The organism is Caproicibacter sp. (genome assembly GCF_046707225.1).
Classification (GTDB): Bacteria; Bacillota; Clostridia; order Oscillospirales; family Acutalibacteraceae; genus Caproicibacter.
Genome location: NZ_JBJKOP010000040.1, coordinates 66,680 through 80,947, shown reverse-complemented (window position 1 = coordinate 80,947; position 14,268 = coordinate 66,680). Strand labels below are relative to the sequence as shown.

At 49.3% G+C, this 14,268-nt stretch carries 17 protein-coding genes and 2 tRNA genes; 5 read left to right on the top strand and 14 right to left on the bottom strand.

The window, feature by feature from the left end:
* Window positions 1–38 precede the first annotated feature (38 nt).
* On the top strand, window positions 39–356 hold the full coding sequence (locus ACLQ3M_RS11735) for a DUF5640 domain-containing protein (protein WP_411677934.1): 318 nt from the start codon (window positions 39–41) through the stop codon (window positions 354–356).
* A gap of 157 nt (window positions 357–513) precedes the next feature.
* On the opposite strand, the gene ACLQ3M_RS11730 is transcribed toward ACLQ3M_RS11735, so the two are convergent.
* From ACLQ3M_RS11730 to ACLQ3M_RS11715, 4 genes are read right to left on the bottom strand one after another with little or no spacing between them, the layout of a single operon-like run.
* Window positions 514–1,083, bottom strand: coding sequence for a chromate transporter (locus tag ACLQ3M_RS11730; RefSeq protein ID WP_411677876.1), 570 nt, complete (start codon window positions 1,081–1,083; stop codon window positions 514–516).
* The gene (locus ACLQ3M_RS11725; protein ID WP_411677875.1) at window positions 1,080–1,616 is read right to left on the bottom strand and encodes a chromate transporter; all 537 of its coding nucleotides are present in this window, start codon (window positions 1,614–1,616) and stop codon (window positions 1,080–1,082) included. The genes ACLQ3M_RS11730 and ACLQ3M_RS11725 overlap by 4 nt, the downstream gene beginning before the upstream one ends.
* A gap of 36 nt (window positions 1,617–1,652) precedes the next feature.
* Complete coding sequence (gene tadA, locus ACLQ3M_RS11720) at window positions 1,653–2,102, bottom strand: tRNA adenosine(34) deaminase TadA (RefSeq protein WP_411677874.1); 450 nt, start codon at window positions 2,100–2,102, stop codon at window positions 1,653–1,655.
* A 3-nt stretch (window positions 2,103–2,105) separates the two neighbouring features.
* Window positions 2,106–3,128, bottom strand: a complete 1,023-nt coding sequence (locus tag ACLQ3M_RS11715; protein ID WP_411677873.1) for a lysostaphin resistance A-like protein — start codon at window positions 3,126–3,128, stop codon at window positions 2,106–2,108.
* A 209-nt stretch (window positions 3,129–3,337) separates the two neighbouring features.
* On the opposite strand from ACLQ3M_RS11715, the gene ACLQ3M_RS11710 reads away from it, so the two are divergent.
* Window positions 3,338–3,511: a hypothetical protein gene (locus ACLQ3M_RS11710; RefSeq protein ID WP_411677872.1), complete on the top strand. Its 174-nt coding sequence runs from the start codon at window positions 3,338–3,340 to the stop codon at window positions 3,509–3,511.
* A gap of 426 nt (window positions 3,512–3,937) precedes the next feature.
* Here the strand turns inward: ACLQ3M_RS11710 and ACLQ3M_RS11705 are convergent.
* The 3 genes from ACLQ3M_RS11705 to ACLQ3M_RS11695 all read right to left on the bottom strand — a co-directional run bounded on the left by ACLQ3M_RS11705 (window position 3,938) and on the right by ACLQ3M_RS11695 (window position 6,627).
* A tRNA-Arg gene (locus ACLQ3M_RS11705) sits at window positions 3,938–4,014 on the bottom strand.
* Between the two features lie 136 nt (window positions 4,015–4,150).
* The gene (locus ACLQ3M_RS11700) at window positions 4,151–5,353 is read right to left on the bottom strand and encodes a peptidoglycan-binding protein (protein WP_411677871.1); all 1,203 of its coding nucleotides are present in this window, start codon (window positions 5,351–5,353) and stop codon (window positions 4,151–4,153) included.
* 26 nt (window positions 5,354–5,379) lie between these two features.
* The gene (locus ACLQ3M_RS11695) at window positions 5,380–6,627 is read right to left on the bottom strand and encodes an ATP-binding protein (RefSeq protein ID WP_411677870.1); all 1,248 of its coding nucleotides are present in this window, start codon (window positions 6,625–6,627) and stop codon (window positions 5,380–5,382) included.
* Between the two features lie 181 nt (window positions 6,628–6,808).
* Here ACLQ3M_RS11695 and ACLQ3M_RS11690 point away from each other — a divergent pair, with 181 nt between their 5' ends.
* Together ACLQ3M_RS11690 and ACLQ3M_RS11685 are read left to right on the top strand one after the other, a co-directional pair.
* The gene (locus ACLQ3M_RS11690) at window positions 6,809–7,633 is read left to right on the top strand and encodes a hypothetical protein (RefSeq protein ID WP_411677869.1); all 825 of its coding nucleotides are present in this window, start codon (window positions 6,809–6,811) and stop codon (window positions 7,631–7,633) included.
* 413 nt (window positions 7,634–8,046) lie between these two features.
* Window positions 8,047–8,135 (top strand) — tRNA-Ser (locus ACLQ3M_RS11685).
* A 162-nt stretch (window positions 8,136–8,297) separates the two neighbouring features.
* Here ACLQ3M_RS11685 and ACLQ3M_RS11680 read toward each other — a convergent pair.
* The 6 genes from ACLQ3M_RS11680 to ACLQ3M_RS11655 all read right to left on the bottom strand — a co-directional run bounded on the left by ACLQ3M_RS11680 (window position 8,298) and on the right by ACLQ3M_RS11655 (window position 13,303).
* Window positions 8,298–9,545: a tyrosine-type recombinase/integrase gene (locus tag ACLQ3M_RS11680; RefSeq protein WP_411677868.1), complete on the bottom strand. Its 1,248-nt coding sequence runs from the start codon at window positions 9,543–9,545 to the stop codon at window positions 8,298–8,300.
* A 155-nt stretch (window positions 9,546–9,700) separates the two neighbouring features.
* A complete protein-coding gene (locus ACLQ3M_RS11675) occupies window positions 9,701–9,919 on the bottom strand; it encodes a helix-turn-helix domain-containing protein (RefSeq protein ID WP_411677867.1) in 219 nt (72 codons plus the stop codon).
* A gap of 17 nt (window positions 9,920–9,936) precedes the next feature.
* Window positions 9,937–10,275 carry a recombinase family protein gene (locus ACLQ3M_RS11670; RefSeq protein ID WP_411677866.1) on the bottom strand — a complete coding sequence of 113 codons (339 nt, stop codon included), beginning with the start codon at window positions 10,273–10,275 and terminating at the stop codon, window positions 9,937–9,939.
* Window positions 10,276–10,909: 634 nt separating this feature from the next.
* Window positions 10,910–11,323: a sigma factor-like helix-turn-helix DNA-binding protein gene (locus ACLQ3M_RS11665; RefSeq protein ID WP_411677865.1), complete on the bottom strand. Its 414-nt coding sequence runs from the start codon at window positions 11,321–11,323 to the stop codon at window positions 10,910–10,912.
* Between the two features lie 524 nt (window positions 11,324–11,847).
* On the bottom strand, window positions 11,848–12,588 hold the full coding sequence (locus ACLQ3M_RS11660; RefSeq protein ID WP_411677864.1) for a DUF4097 family beta strand repeat-containing protein: 741 nt from the start codon (window positions 12,586–12,588) through the stop codon (window positions 11,848–11,850).
* A gap of 127 nt (window positions 12,589–12,715) precedes the next feature.
* Window positions 12,716–13,303 (bottom strand): TetR/AcrR family transcriptional regulator, encoded by a 588-nt coding sequence (locus ACLQ3M_RS11655; RefSeq protein ID WP_411677863.1) that lies wholly within the window; start codon window positions 13,301–13,303, stop codon window positions 12,716–12,718.
* Between the two features lie 201 nt (window positions 13,304–13,504).
* Here ACLQ3M_RS11655 and ACLQ3M_RS11650 point away from each other — a divergent pair, with 201 nt between their 5' ends.
* Window positions 13,505–13,828, top strand: coding sequence for a helix-turn-helix transcriptional regulator (locus tag ACLQ3M_RS11650; protein WP_411677862.1), 324 nt, complete (start codon window positions 13,505–13,507; stop codon window positions 13,826–13,828).
* Between the two features lie 177 nt (window positions 13,829–14,005).
* Here ACLQ3M_RS11650 and ACLQ3M_RS11645 read toward each other — a convergent pair whose 3' ends face one another.
* Window positions 14,006–14,260: a helix-turn-helix domain-containing protein gene (locus tag ACLQ3M_RS11645; protein ID WP_411677861.1), complete on the bottom strand. Its 255-nt coding sequence runs from the start codon at window positions 14,258–14,260 to the stop codon at window positions 14,006–14,008.
* Between the last annotated feature and the right edge of the window lie 8 nt (window positions 14,261–14,268).

Here is a 14,268-nt window from a genome sequence, read left to right as displayed (position 1 = left end):
TTTTCTGAATAACGGGGAGAGTGATCCTTTTGAAGCGAGTGATGCCGGCGATTTTGCTGGCGGTATTATTGATAGCCTTGGCCGGATGCAAGCCCGCCCCGCCCTCGGAGCCGGATAACCTCACGGGCCGCTGGAAAGATTCGTACGGCCTGACGGAATACCGCTTCAATTCCGACGGGACGATGAAAATCGAGGCGCTGACCCTCGGCTCCTTTCAGGGAACTTATAGCATAGAGGGTTCGCAGATTACCATTGAGTATAAAGTTGTGATCAAAACCGTGAAAGAGACCTATGATTTTCGGGTCGACGGGAATACCCTTTACCTGGATGATCAGGAGTTTACTCGGAAAGAATAGTTACCCCTCGGCACAGCCCGGGGGTGTTGCAAAACGAATTTGCAATAGCAAATTATAAAAAACAAACCCCCAAAATGCAAGAAAATGCGCCTTGAAATGGACTTTTCAGCCCATTCAAGACGCATTTTTGCAACAATCCCTTATCCTTTCGGACGGCTCAGCTTCCGAAATGGAACACAATCCCGATCACGGCGGAAATCGCGATAAACGCCGCGGGATGCCATTTGATTTTTTTCATGGCGAAAAACAGAGCGACCGCGAGCACAAGTGCTTTCCAGTTTACCAGATTCAGCAGATTCCCCGTCTGCGAATAATCGCTCAGCGTCAGAATCGAGATGCTTACAACGCCCATCCCCGCCGCGGCGATCAGCCCGGTCGAAGCCGGGCGCAAAGCGTAAAACGCGTTCTGGACATAACGGTTCTGCTGGAACCGCTTCAGCATATGGGCGATGACCAGGATCACCGCGACGGAAGGGGTCACCAGCCCCAGCGTCGCAACCGCCGCGCCGGGCAAAGACGCCACGTGAAAGCCGACATAGGTCGCCATGTTGACGCCGATCGCCCCGGGCGTCGATTCCGAAATCGCGAGCATGTTCGCTAGATCCGCCGGAGTAAACCAGCCCGTGCTGTTCCCAAGATCCGTTAAGAACGGCAGGGTCGCGAGCCCGCCGCCGACGGAGAAAAGACCGATCTTCGCAAACTCGTAAAACAGTTTCAGATAAATCATGCGCTGCGCCCGCCTTTCACAAGGATTCCGGCCGCGGCGGCAAGCACAACCCAGAGAATCGGGGAGTAATTCGTGAAAAAGGAGAGCAGAAAAACGCAGAGAAAGATGATCAGCGTGACCGTATCCTTCACGGAGCTTTTGCCCAGTTTGATCACGGCGTTGAGAATCAAAACGCAGACGCAGACTCGCACGGCCGCGAAAGCGTCTTTGACCGGCTGAAGGTCGGCAAAATTGCGAAGGAACGCCGCAATGACCGTGATGATGATCAGAGCGGGAAACACCAGCCCCAGCGTCGCGACGATGCCGCCCGCGATTCCCTTTCGCTTGCATCCGATAAACGTCGCCGTGTTCACCGCGATAATTCCGGGCGTACACTGCCCGATTGCAAAGTAATCCGCCAGTTCGCTGTCCTCGGCCCACTTTTTATCTTCAACAATCTCCCTCTGCAGAATCGGAAGCATGGCGTACCCCCCGCCGAAGGTCAGCACGCCGATTTTGGAGAAAGTGAAAAACAAATCAACCAGCTCAGTCATGGAACAGATTCCTTTCCCATTCAATTTTGCCCGGATCTATTTCCTAAGCCGCCGAAAAAAATCAGTGAGAAGAGCGGAGCATTCCTCCCTGAGAACACCCTCCGTCAGCTCCGGCTTGTGGTTATACGGCAACTCGAACAGGTTGACCACAGATCCGCAGGAACCCGCTTTCGGGTCGCGCGCGCCGAACACGACGCGCCGCAGACGGGAATTAATGATCGCCCCGGCGCACATCGGGCACGGTTCCAGCGTTACGAACAGTTCACACTGCCACAGCCGCCATCCGCCCAACGCTCGGCAGGCTCCGTCGATCGCTTCCAATTCGGCGTGGCAAAGGGCATTTTTGCCGTTTTCCCTCCGGTTCCTGCCGTGTGCGATCACCTCGCCGTCGCGCACCACGACAGCCCCGACCGGAACCTCTCCCTCTGCCCCGGCCTCCCGTGCCAGGCGGATGGCCTCGCGCATAAAATCCTCATCGGTCCTCATGGCTCAAGTCCCCGTTAACACATAGATGGAAGCGGCCACCGCGTAAATCGTCAGCATGATCACACCCGAATTTGAAAACAGAGCGCCAATCTTCTGGGAAAAACGAAGCGGAGAGACGGAAGCTCCCGTACGGAAAAAGTTTCTGTCCCGAATTAACAGATAAATCAGGGACAGCAGGCCAAGCACGAGCAGAGCACCCGCCCTGTAATTGCCGACCGTCACCGCGACCCCGGTTCCCCGGTACCGTTCGACAAATTCAAGGACAACCGCCGCCAGATTGTTGAGCGCGTGAATCAGGATGGACGGAAGGAGCGAATTGGTACGAATGACGACAAAGCCCAGAACCAGTCCGCAAAGAAACGCAAAAACCGACTGTGCCAGATTGCCGTGGTAAAGGCCGAACAGTGCCGCGGAAGCGAAAACCGCGAACCCGTTGCCGAAACGGCGCAGCCCTTGAAGGATCATGCCGCGGAACATCATTTCCTCCACAATCGGGGGGATCACCGCAATGCTCAGAACATACAGGGCCAGCACGGCGGGGTTGTCGTTCAGCGGCATGTCCGGAATATTGCCGCTGAACCCGAAGGCCTGCTCCAGGTTGACGATAATGCTGGCGGGAAAATTTGCCAGAAGGCAGCCGGCGCTGCCCAGAAACACACAGGCAAGGGTCTTGGGGACGCCCGCCTTTTCAAACGGAATTCCCACTGAAAGAGGAATCCGGCGCAGCGCAAAATAGATCAACACGGGGGCGGACAGCCCCAGCACATAACCCAGCGCGTTGATCAGATAAAACATCACCGGGTTTACTCCGCCGAATTCCTGTATCCCTGGCTGGTACGGCTGCAGCATGTGAAAATACAGCACTCCGATTAACGGGATTACAGCCAGCAGAAAGATGCCGAGAAACGCGGTCCAGCCAAGGCGGTTGGACTCGCGGCGGATCTGCTTTTTTTCTTCCTGTACGGCCATATAGTAACGCGGGTCTCCATATGGCCCGAAAGGGCCGTACGGTGAATCGTATCTCATAGAAAATCTCCCAAGGAAAAGAATTTGAATATCTGCATCTGATTTTTCATTATATCACAAAGCGGCGTTAATATCACTACCGGCACCGCATCTTTTCCCAAACTCTCATGATACTGTCCGGAGAATCATTTCATTTCGTTGCGAAATTGCGACAAATGCATATGATCGCGGTATAATAGGGTCAACTGCTAAATAGGGAGGTTCCAGTTTTGACAGTTGAGGAAATGAAAAAAATGGACAGGCACATTTTGACAGTTCAGGATCCGTTTGGAAGCGGTCTTCCCGTGGTTCGGAAGATATTTGAAGAAGCCGCTGTCAAAAAGCAGATAGCCGTGACTGATATCGTGCGGCAGTACATGAATTGGAAATGGAGTAAATCGTAACAAGGCCCTATGCCAAACCATAATCGAACACAAACGCGCCCCTTTTCAGGGCGCGTTCAAACTGTATTTTTTATTCCCAAGAATTTATAATTCGGCACAAACTTCTCCGTGAATGCACACTCTTCCGCCGTCCGGACATTTTGCGTCAAAGCATTTCCCTCTGTTCTCGCCGACTTCCAGCTCAGCCCCGTTCAGCAGCGCGTAAACGGACGGATATATATTGTTCCAAAGCTCATGGCATATCGGCGGACAAAGGTCCTGCACCAAAGGTCTCGCCCGCCCGATGAATCCCGCACCGGCAGTTCGACTCTGTAATTGTAAGCTTTACCTTTACCATTGCACACCTCAAACAAATTTTTTGACCAGTGTAGCACAAAACGAGGAAAAACAAAAGAATAAAAAAGAGCGCCGAAATTTACGGCGCTCTGGCGTCCCCGAGGCGATTTGAACGCCTGGCCTTCCGCTTAGGAGGCGGACGCTCTATCCAGCTGAGCTACGGAGACAAATATTCAAAGTACTTCCCGCATAAGAGTCGTTCTCATGCACAAATGCTTATCCATTATAAAATAAGCCACGGGGTTTGTCAATGCCTGACCAAAAGAAAAGCGCCCCGGCGAAAAAGCCGGGGCAGTTTTGCGCTTATTCGGCGGGACGTTTGACCGCGTCGGAAGAGAACATCTTTTTCAGGGTTGCGGGATCCGCCACACCGGTTACCGTCATTCCGTTCAGAAGCTGAAAATCTTTTACGGCCTGCTCGGTTCCCTCCGCGTAAAGCCCCGTCGGCTTTACGAACATATATCCCAGCTGTTTCAGTTGATTCTGCATTTTCAAAACATCGTCGTTTTGCATCCCGTTCTTCAGGGTCTGATCCAGGTTGAGGTTCGTATCCACGGAAGCGCCCGAAGAAGAGGAAGAGGAGGAAGAAGGCGACCCGGACGACGAGGAGGCCGAACCCAGCAGCTCCGGATGCACGGTTCCGGCCATAAAGCTGACCGCCTGGATCAGTTCTTCCCCCTGAAGGTTCATCAGGCCGGGGTCCATCTCATAAACACGCTTTTCCTTCACCGCCGTCAGTTTTGCGTAATCGGGTGAGGATTCCAGCAGAGACTTGACGCCTTTGGCGCAGAATATGTACTTTGGGTCCGCCAGCAGAAGATCGGAGACTTTCACGGTTTTGTCTTTTCCGCCTTCCGCAGAATTGGTCAGCCCGGCGGCGTCAATCAGCTTTCCCGCGAGCGTGTCGCCGGTCGCGGCAGCGCCCTTTGCGTCATAAAGATATACCGCCGTAACCGGTGTGTCGCCGTCCGGCACGACGCGGGTGATGTCGTCGATAGTCTGATAGATTCCGGCCGCCGCGTCCTGTCCTTTCCGGTAGCCGGTCCGCGCGCCCTTGAGCGCGGCGCCCACCTCCGAATAGAGCTTTTCCAATCCTTCCCGGCTGTCCGCCGGCTGCAAAGTCAGAACCGTCAGGCCCGCCTTTTGCATCGAGGATTTCTGCTCTTCGGTCAGGGAATCCGCGAAAACGACGTCCGCGCCAAGGTCGTGCATTTTCTGCGCGTCGTCGGCGGAAACGACCGGCAGAACCGAAAGATCGCTCTGCGTGCAGTCCTTACTTCTCGCTTTCAGAGTCGCTTCATATCCGATGGACAGAATCACGGACGCAATATTCGGCGACAGCACCACCGCGCCGGCAGGTCCCTTTTGAATCGTCACATTCCCGATCGCAACGGGAAAGTCCTTATCCCCCGCTCCGGAAGAAATATCACTTGCGCGGCTGCAGGCGGACAAAGCGGAAAACGCAAGCATCGCCGCCAGGAATACGGCCAAAAATCTTTTTCCCATTCCAGACTCCTTTTCTCGGTCTCGGTTTACTCCGGCTCCCGGCCGCTTCGAATGCGGGCCTCCGCCGCGCGAACATACTGCTTCGCGCAGCGCGGCGAACGCCCTCCGCGGCCGATCGCCCAGCGTTCGGCTCCCTCCTCAAGTTCCTTCATATGGCCGCCGAGGCCCCTCCGCTCAGCCAGCCCGCGTACAATCTCCAGATATTCGTCCTTCGCCGGAAGGCTGAAATTGACGGAAAGCCCGAACCGGTCCGCAAGCGAGAGGCTTTCCTGAATCGTGTCGCCGCGGTGGATTTCATCGCCCTCCCGGTCGGAGAACGTTTCGCGCAGCAAATGCCTGCGGTTGCTTGTCGCGTAAATCAGCGTGTTTTCCGGCCTTGCCGCAAGGCCGCCTTCCAGCACCGCTTTCAGCGAAGCATACGTTTCATCCTGGCGGGAAAAGGAGAGATCGTCGATAAAAACGATAAATTTCATCGGCAGCTCCGCGATCCTGTCCACCAGGACGGGAAAATCGGGAAGGGATTCCTTCGGCATTTCGATCATCCGCAGGCCGCGATGATAGTATCCGTTCAGAATCGCCTTGACGGTGGAGGATTTGCCGGTGCCCCGGTCTCCGTACAGCAGGCAGTTGTTCGCGGGCAGGCCGTTAAGAAAAGCCAGCGTATTGTCAATCACCGTCCGGCGCTGAACTTCGTAACCCGTAAGCTCGGAAAGGACGGTCGGGTCAGGATGCAAAACCGGCCTGATTTCTCCGCCTCGCCAGATAAACGCCCGGCAGCGCGCGTATACGCCACATCCGTTTTCACGGTAATACCGGGCGGCACGGTCAGCAAAAGTTCCGCCGCCGGCCTCAAGCGACGGGGGCAGCGCCCCCGTTTGCCACCGCGGCAGAATCAGCGCCCTTAGGCCGTCCGCAAAGTCACATCCCTCAAGCAGCTGTTCCGGCGTAACGGAAGCCGCCTGAAAGACGACGTCCAGATCGCGCCGCGCCGCGTCCGAAGCCGTGCGGTCAATCTCCTCTCCCCGCGCCGCCGCCAGAGAGAATGCGTTTTCGTCATATAAAACATCCTGGGCAAGACAGCCGCGCAGGTTTGAGCTTCCATCCTGCTCGCAAAGGGCGGAAAAGAAAGCGCCCCACGCTTCCGCAAATTCCCGCTGCGAATAGCCCGCCGCATGAAGCAGTCGGCAGAGCGCCGCGGGTACCGGCCGGTTTAATATTCCGCGATAGACGGAAAGAGAAGCGAAACTCATTGCAAGGCTGCTGATTTGATTCATGCGGGCAACTTCCTTAATTAAAAAATTGAGTGCGCAAAGGGAAAAAATCAGTTGATTTTGCATCTATTTTACGCTGTCAGGTGGGTAACTGTCAAGTTCAGGGGAAGAAATCCGGTTGCGGACATACCCTAAAACAATTATAATGGGGATAGGCTCCAGATCGACTGAAAAGAGGTTCATCATGAAACGAATTAATCGCATTTTTTCTGCGCTTCTGTTTCTTGCAGCCCTGGTAACGTTCAACGCCTGTTCCAGCGGACCCGACGCCGGCGTTCTGTTCCGGGAAGCAAAAACGGACGCGGATTCCATACAAAGCTGCAACGCCGACATCAGCCAGGACCTTGTGTTTACGGTGAACGGCGCCCAGCATGTCTATTCTTCCTCCAACAGTATTACATACACGGCAAAGCCGTTCGCTTTAAAATCGGTTCAGAAAATCCGGAATGACGGCATCTCCAGCGATAATGAGACCTACACCCTGACCGAGAACGGAAAGCCGAGCTTTTACTGTAAGCCCAACGGGGTCTGGCAAAAAACCGACGCGGGCAACCTTGACACTTCGCCCGCGGATCAGGTGGATATTCTCCGCGTGCTGAACAATGCGGAAGACCAGAAATATGTGCGGGAAACGACGCTGGATTCCCGGAAAGTCCATAAGATTGAGCTAAAGCTAAGCAGTGAAATTCTGCGCAGCGCAGTGGAAAACATTGTTACGGTCACGGGCATGGCTGAAAATTCCAGCACCGTGGTCCCGGCTCTGCTGAACGGCGCGCCCGATTTATACGGCTATTGCTACATTGACGCCGGCACCGGAAAAATCGTTCGGATTGAAGCAGACCTGACGGACGCGGTCAATCAGATCTTCAAAAATATTGACGGCAGCAGCGTATCGGTTCATGTAACAAAATGCGAAATATCGGGGAACATCGACAAGATCAACTCCGCGCCTTCTGTCACTCTTCCCGATGACGCCAAGAGTGCCTCCTCCATTCAGGCCTACGGCTGATTGTTTTTGAAAAAGCCTTGACTTTTTCAGCGCTTCCCAGTAAAATAAGGAAGCACGCTTATCATGTGCGGTCATCAATGCAACAGTTCAACAAAGCCTGTATTCATGCGGGTTCGCGGCTCTTATTTTACAGCGGTTCTAATTTTCATCTTGCAGTTTTCTTGCAATTTTGCAATCAACTGAATATCGCCTTTTCACCGAGCAATCGGTTGAAAATACATGGAGAGGTATCGAAGTGGTCATAACGGGGCTGACTCGAAATCCACTCGGTCAGTTGCCTTGGAAATGCGGGAAACCCTTGAGTTTATGCGGGTTTGTGGGATTATGAAAATTTAGCTTTTTACCGATTTCTACGGTTTTTCTACACTTTGCCTTGGTTTCTACGAAAGGCTGTGTGTATTAAAATATAATATGGAGGCGTATCGAAGTGGTCATAACGAGCCTGACTCGAAATCAGGTTGTCCTCACGGGCACGTGAGTTCGAATCTCACCGCCTCCGCCATGAGCCTGTTTGCGGTCAATGTCCGCAGCAGGCTCATCCTTTTTTCGGGATTTCTACGCTCTCTTTTGAGGGCGTTTTTTTCTGCTTTCGTAGAAAATCGATACGCCTGAACCCTTTGTATATAAGGCTTTGCTGCATTTTCATGGAGTAATCTGTAGAAAATTATTCACTCGGTTCAAGTCCGCTTGGTTCGACCACTCGGTTTCTCTCAAACATTCCATCCATAACAAGCCCGGATTCAATCTGTGCATGAAAGTCCAGATGTGAGTAAATATCCGCTGTGGTCGAGAAGGTGCTGTGTCCAAGCCATATCTGAATTTGCTTCATGGATATTCCGTTTGCCAGTAGCAGGCTGGCGCAGCTATGTCTGAGATCGTGGAATCGAATTTTTTTGAGTCCGAATTTTTCAAGCAACCAGCTGAAATGCTCTGTGACATAATTGGGACGCATGAGCTTTCCGGTTTGGTCGAGACAAATGTAATCAAGATAATCCCGGCAGTAAGAGCGTTTGAATAGCCTGCGGTACATTTCCTGTTTCTCTTTCTCTGCAAGCAGCAGTTTCTCGACAGAGGGCAGCAGGGGAAGTGTGCGGAAGCTGGATTTGGTTTTCAGCACATCCTCGCCGACAGCCACAAACTTGCCGTCCACTTCATCCTCAATGACCTTGTGCCTGATGGAGATTGTTTTTTGTTCGAGATTAATCGCATCCCACTTTAATCCAAGAACTTCACTTCTTCGTAACCCATAATAAGCAGCAAGCTTTACGCAAATTTCCAAGGGATCGTCCGATACTGCATCAAACAATGTCATCATTTCTTCTGCGGAATAAAACTGTGCCTGATATACATTCTTCTTTGGCCTGTCCACCTTGTCGGCAGGGTTGCTGCCAAGGATATCCTTTTTCACGGCATTTTGCAGTGCCTTTCGAAGTACCGCATGGTAATGGATGACTGTGTTAGGAGTATGCCCTTCGTCAAAAATTGTTTGATAGAAATCCTGTAAATGCTGAGGAGTAACTTCTCCCACAGTAACATCCAGCTTTGTAAAATACCGATTGACCCTACCGTCCAGCATGGTGCGATATCCCTTAAACGTAGTTTTGGATATGGTGGGCTTGGATTGCAGCAACCACTTTTGAAGGTAATCCATGAATGGTACGTCTGCCTGCGGATTCCTTTTTCCCTTAATCAGCTCTCTGGCTTTTTCTTCTGCTTCTTGGCGTTCCTTTTCCTCCTGAGCCTGCTCATACTCTAAGCGAATTTGATCAAAGGCTTTTTGAGCCTTTCTTTGACTGGTTCCCGCTACCGGCAGTCCGGTGGAAATCCATTTAGTTTTTCTTTTGCCGTCCACCTTTACATATAAAACGGCATAATAAGTATTGTTTTTTTGCTGTAGGCAGCCTGTTATCATTGTTATCCTCCTTTGAAATAACAGCAGTATTTGCCTACCATTGACAACTCCACATTACCACAGAAAGTATAGGATAGCTACTGTTCTGCGTGGAAAAGATCCAACGGATTTTTCTACAGGATAAGTTCAATAATAGACAATAGACAAAAATCATATCAGAAAATATTGATATGGCACATTTCTTCACCCAGCAAATATTCAATCACACAAGCCTTGGGAATCTTATAGGTTCGCCCGACTCGCACGTTTCGTATTTCATTATCTGCCAAAAGTTTATAAGCCAGCTTACGGCTGATGCCGCCGAGCATTTCTCTCAATTGGTTTACCTCGACTACATCAGGGTATTTTTCAAACATTCTTATTTTCTCATTCATAAAAATCTTCTGCCTTTCTATATCAATATTTTCCCCTCCAGTGGTGAAAAGACGGCAATGCCATAAGACATCAGCGTTTTGATAATAGTTTTTGTAGTTGCTTCATCCCGCCCGATCCGGCTTACCGAATCCACCAGCAGAATCTGAAAACTCCCGGCTTTTGCAGCTTCCAGTACAGCTTGCAGGCCGGGGCGATCAATGTGCAGACCGCTGCCCAAGTCCTGCGAGGAACCTACAGCGGTAAAGCCTATCTGTACAGCGTAGGTTTCCAGTCTTTCGTATTGCCCTTTCAAAGCACCGTGGGTATCCTCTGGAGCATCGATGCGGCAATAAATCCATGCAGATTTTGTATTCATAGAAAATCCTCCTTTATGTGAAATAGTGGTTATATCACAAGGATAAGGACAGCCGCCGATTGTGACCGGGTTTACCCGCAGGGCGGCTGTCCTCATAGTTTCTGATATAACAAAACTCTTGTTCTTCGTTTTCTGCTGCTTCTATTCGACACTACTCCCCGAAGCAGAACACCACAGGCAGAGTACCTGCGGTATAAGGACGATTTCGTCCTTTGGGCAGTCAGCTTAAACCAGCCATTGGTTAACGTCACATAAGCGTGACGTATGGCTGTCATGGGACTCTCACCCCCGCCGGGTTCTCCGGCGGCTGCACCCATTGCGATGTCTGTGGCTGTGCAGAAGTATCATTATAGGCTGTTCAGGTTATGGCGGGGCAATCCACCACAGATTGCTTTATGGACGGACATTTCTCGCTCGGCACCTTTGATGCTATCGTGTTGACGAATAGCTCTGACCTATCCGCAGATGGTCTTGGCGTGTCCTCCAAAGCCGCTTTCCCCTCATCGGAGCTGAACAGCTAACGTATTCAAGCTGCTGGATATGACCGAATGGTTTCGGTGTTTTTCAAGGAACACGAGAGAGATAGAAAATCCCCCTCACTTCTATAAAGGAAAAAGTGAGGGGGTTGAGCGGATTAATTTTCTATGAGATTGCGAAGTTTAAGCAGGATTCGTTTTTTCCTGTCGTTAATAGTTTTCTGTGGCACAGAGATCATTGCAGAAAGTTCTCGCTCACTTTTATCATTGAAAAACAGTTCATCAATGAGGGAGCGTTCATCCTCCGGCAGGGATTGAAGAGCAATCCACAGCGCCTCCAGCTGCTCCTGATAAAGGAGCCTGTCCACGATGTCTGGCCGAATACGGACTATGAGGTAATCAATGTTAACACCATCCTCATGGAACCGCTCCAGCGACAGCTCATTCTGGCGAATCAGCTTGTTCTGATAGCGCTCCGCTTCACGCTCTTTATGATAGGCACGGTAGACGGCTTCGCTGACCTCCACGCGCTGCCTTTTTACAACAATGGTATATTTTTTATTCTCTGACATATGTTTGTCCTCCAAATTTTCAAAATGTGATTGAAAACGAAGGACAAGAGGTGGTGACCGGCACTGGGGAATGGTTCTGCGCAGTAAAAAAAGAGCATACCGATGGACATGACCGTCCATTGGTACGCTCTTATATACTATTTCGCATTCTACCTGCTCTGCTGGTTCGCGTTGGTGGGCATAGTTATCCGCTGGAGACCATAGGCTTTTTTTAACGAATTACCTATGTAGGCGTTGGTTACGTAGATTACTTAATATCGCTGCAGCGAATCCGCAGCAGCGTAGTCTGTATTGACCAACACATAAAGCAACCCTCCAAACTTCACGGGTTTGGAGGGTTGCTTTAGATATTCAGGCATGAAGAATGACCCGCCAAAGCGCCGTTTTTTTATTTGGCGGATATAAATGAAAGCTGAAAGCCTCTATTTGTGATTTTACTCACTTAGGGTACTCCCATTTGAAAAACCGGATGGAAATACCACCGCAAATTACCGCAAGGTCATGCGGTATGGTATCAAATAAGATCAGCTGTTTTTCAATAAGTTGATACTTCCTGTAGACGTTTGCAGGATAATCTGGTTGTTTTTCGCACCAATTTGCCCTGTTATTTTTTTGCTGTCATTGGTATTTACAGGGAAGTCGGAGCTAAGTTTTCCGGTAGAGGTTTTAGCTTCATATAAAAATTCGGCGGTATCGGGAAGCCGCAAAGTTATGCTCCCGGTTGTGGTTTCAATCTGTGCGGATTTAGTAAGGCATTCGTCAATCTTGACCGAAGCAGTTTTGCCCTGAATATCCAGCTTTTTAGCCTCCAGCTTTACAGCTTTAATGCTTCCCGATGTTGTGGTAACAGAAATATTGTCCGCGCTTAATGCTTGTGCTTTCATTCCTCCTGAATTTGTAGTCAGAATAAAGCTGTTTAGAGTTACCGAATCAATTTTGACAACACCTGTTGTTGTATGAATATCAAGATTTTTGGTAAAGTCGTTCGGTAGATTGATTGTAAGCGTTGTGTCTTCGAGCAACTTACGATCCCTCTCTATGCCTATAGTAAGTACTCCCTCAATTACCTGAGCAGACAATTTTACTTCCTGCATCATCTTTTTTCCCGTTAAGTAAACCATTACATTGCCGCCGGTGTCGCTCTGGCTGATCTGTACGGTTTCCGTTGTCACATCAATTTTTATTTTGTCAATTGTTTCCGCGGCAAAAGATTGCTCTTCACTGATCTGCTTTACAGACAGCGCGCCAAGTCCTAAAATTCCCAAAATAATCACTCCAATCAAAATTAATTTTTTTGTTCGTCTTAATTGCACTTTATCACCTTTCTCCCTTGAGAAATGAATATTTAAATATTCATTCATAATCGGGCAAAAAATAAATACAACAAGGTATTTATTCTTTTTTCCTATCCATCAGACCTTTCATAATAAATTCTGCTAAGTATTCCAATATACTAGGGAAATATTGAATTCCTAATTCTTCCTTATGAATATCGATATAAGGAATAGAGTTGAAAATGGCGAGGATCATATCGTCATTGATGTCATCTCTTAATATTCCCTGTGAACGCCACAATTTTATCAGTTCAAACGTGCTGCCGTTCATGATTTCATGAATGCTTTTTATCCCGTCCGATTTATAAAATTCTTTTTCTATTTTACTGAACAAATCCCTGTTATACCATTCTTTTAAGATCGGGTTGGCTTTCATTCCTTCAAGGTTTTTTTGAATAATTCCTTTTATCAATTCTATAGGATCAGCTCCTGCTGGAACAGATTCCATGATACTCCTTTTTAACTTTTCATTTTCTTCTAGATAGATATCAATGAAAAGTTCCTCTTTGGAAGTATAGTATTTATAAAATGTACCCGTGCCGATTCCGGCCATTTTCGTAATATCCGAAACATTGGTTACTTTAAACCCATTACGGCTAAACAAATCTTTCCCACAATTAAAAATTTCAGATTTTTTGTCTTTCATAATGCTGCCTCCTAAATCAGAAATGAATATAATTTTATTCATTTCTGATTTTAGCACAGAAATTTTTATTTGTCGAGAGAACAAGTAAGATTTTCCTCAAAATAATATTTGCTATCAGTTGTGTTCACTCTGATAATCATTACAGGTTCGTTCTCAATCCTATGCCCATACTGTAAAATTAGGATGGGAGGTGAACTGACAGTGGAGGAATTACTGAACTCATTTGGTCAGACCATAAAGGATGCTCGGATTGCCGCAGGCATGACACAGGATGCCCTTGCGGAACAGGTCGGAGTCACGCCAAGATACATCATGGCCATTGAGAATGAAAATAAACACCCAAGAATGCCGGTGCTGCTTAAGATCATCCGCACCTTGAAAATATCAGCTGATACGATCTTTTATCCGGAAATTCAACATACAGACAGAGAAAAAGAACAGCTCTTGCACATGATCCAGCTGTGCGGCGAAAAGGAAATCAAAATAGCCGCCGCAACTGTCAAAGCGTTATTGGATGCCAGATAAGCAGAATCCATCTTCTTTCTTCGGAGGTGGATTTTCTTCATGTTAAAGTGATTATTGTTGTTTCTCTGTGTTTAAAGAAATCCTTAGAGTGACAGGTTCACTGCATAGGCCATGATGACACATACCATATGCCGCCAACAGGGCACACTGCTCCCTTGGCGGCAGGGTATGTGTTTTTCATTTCACCGTAAATAATAAACTGCTCTTGCCGCCGTTTTCCCGCCAGCGCTGTTCCTTTTGAAGATAGCCGGTCTTTTCAAGGTCAGCGATGGCTCGCTGTACCGTACGGCGAGAGAACTTCAAGTCCTTGGCAATGGTACCGATGGCAGGGTAACAGGTTCCGTCCTTGTTTGCCCGGTCTTTCAGGTAACGATATACCACCACAGCACGATGCGGAACATCTGCAGCATAGAGAGAGGATAGATAATTCAATCATGAAC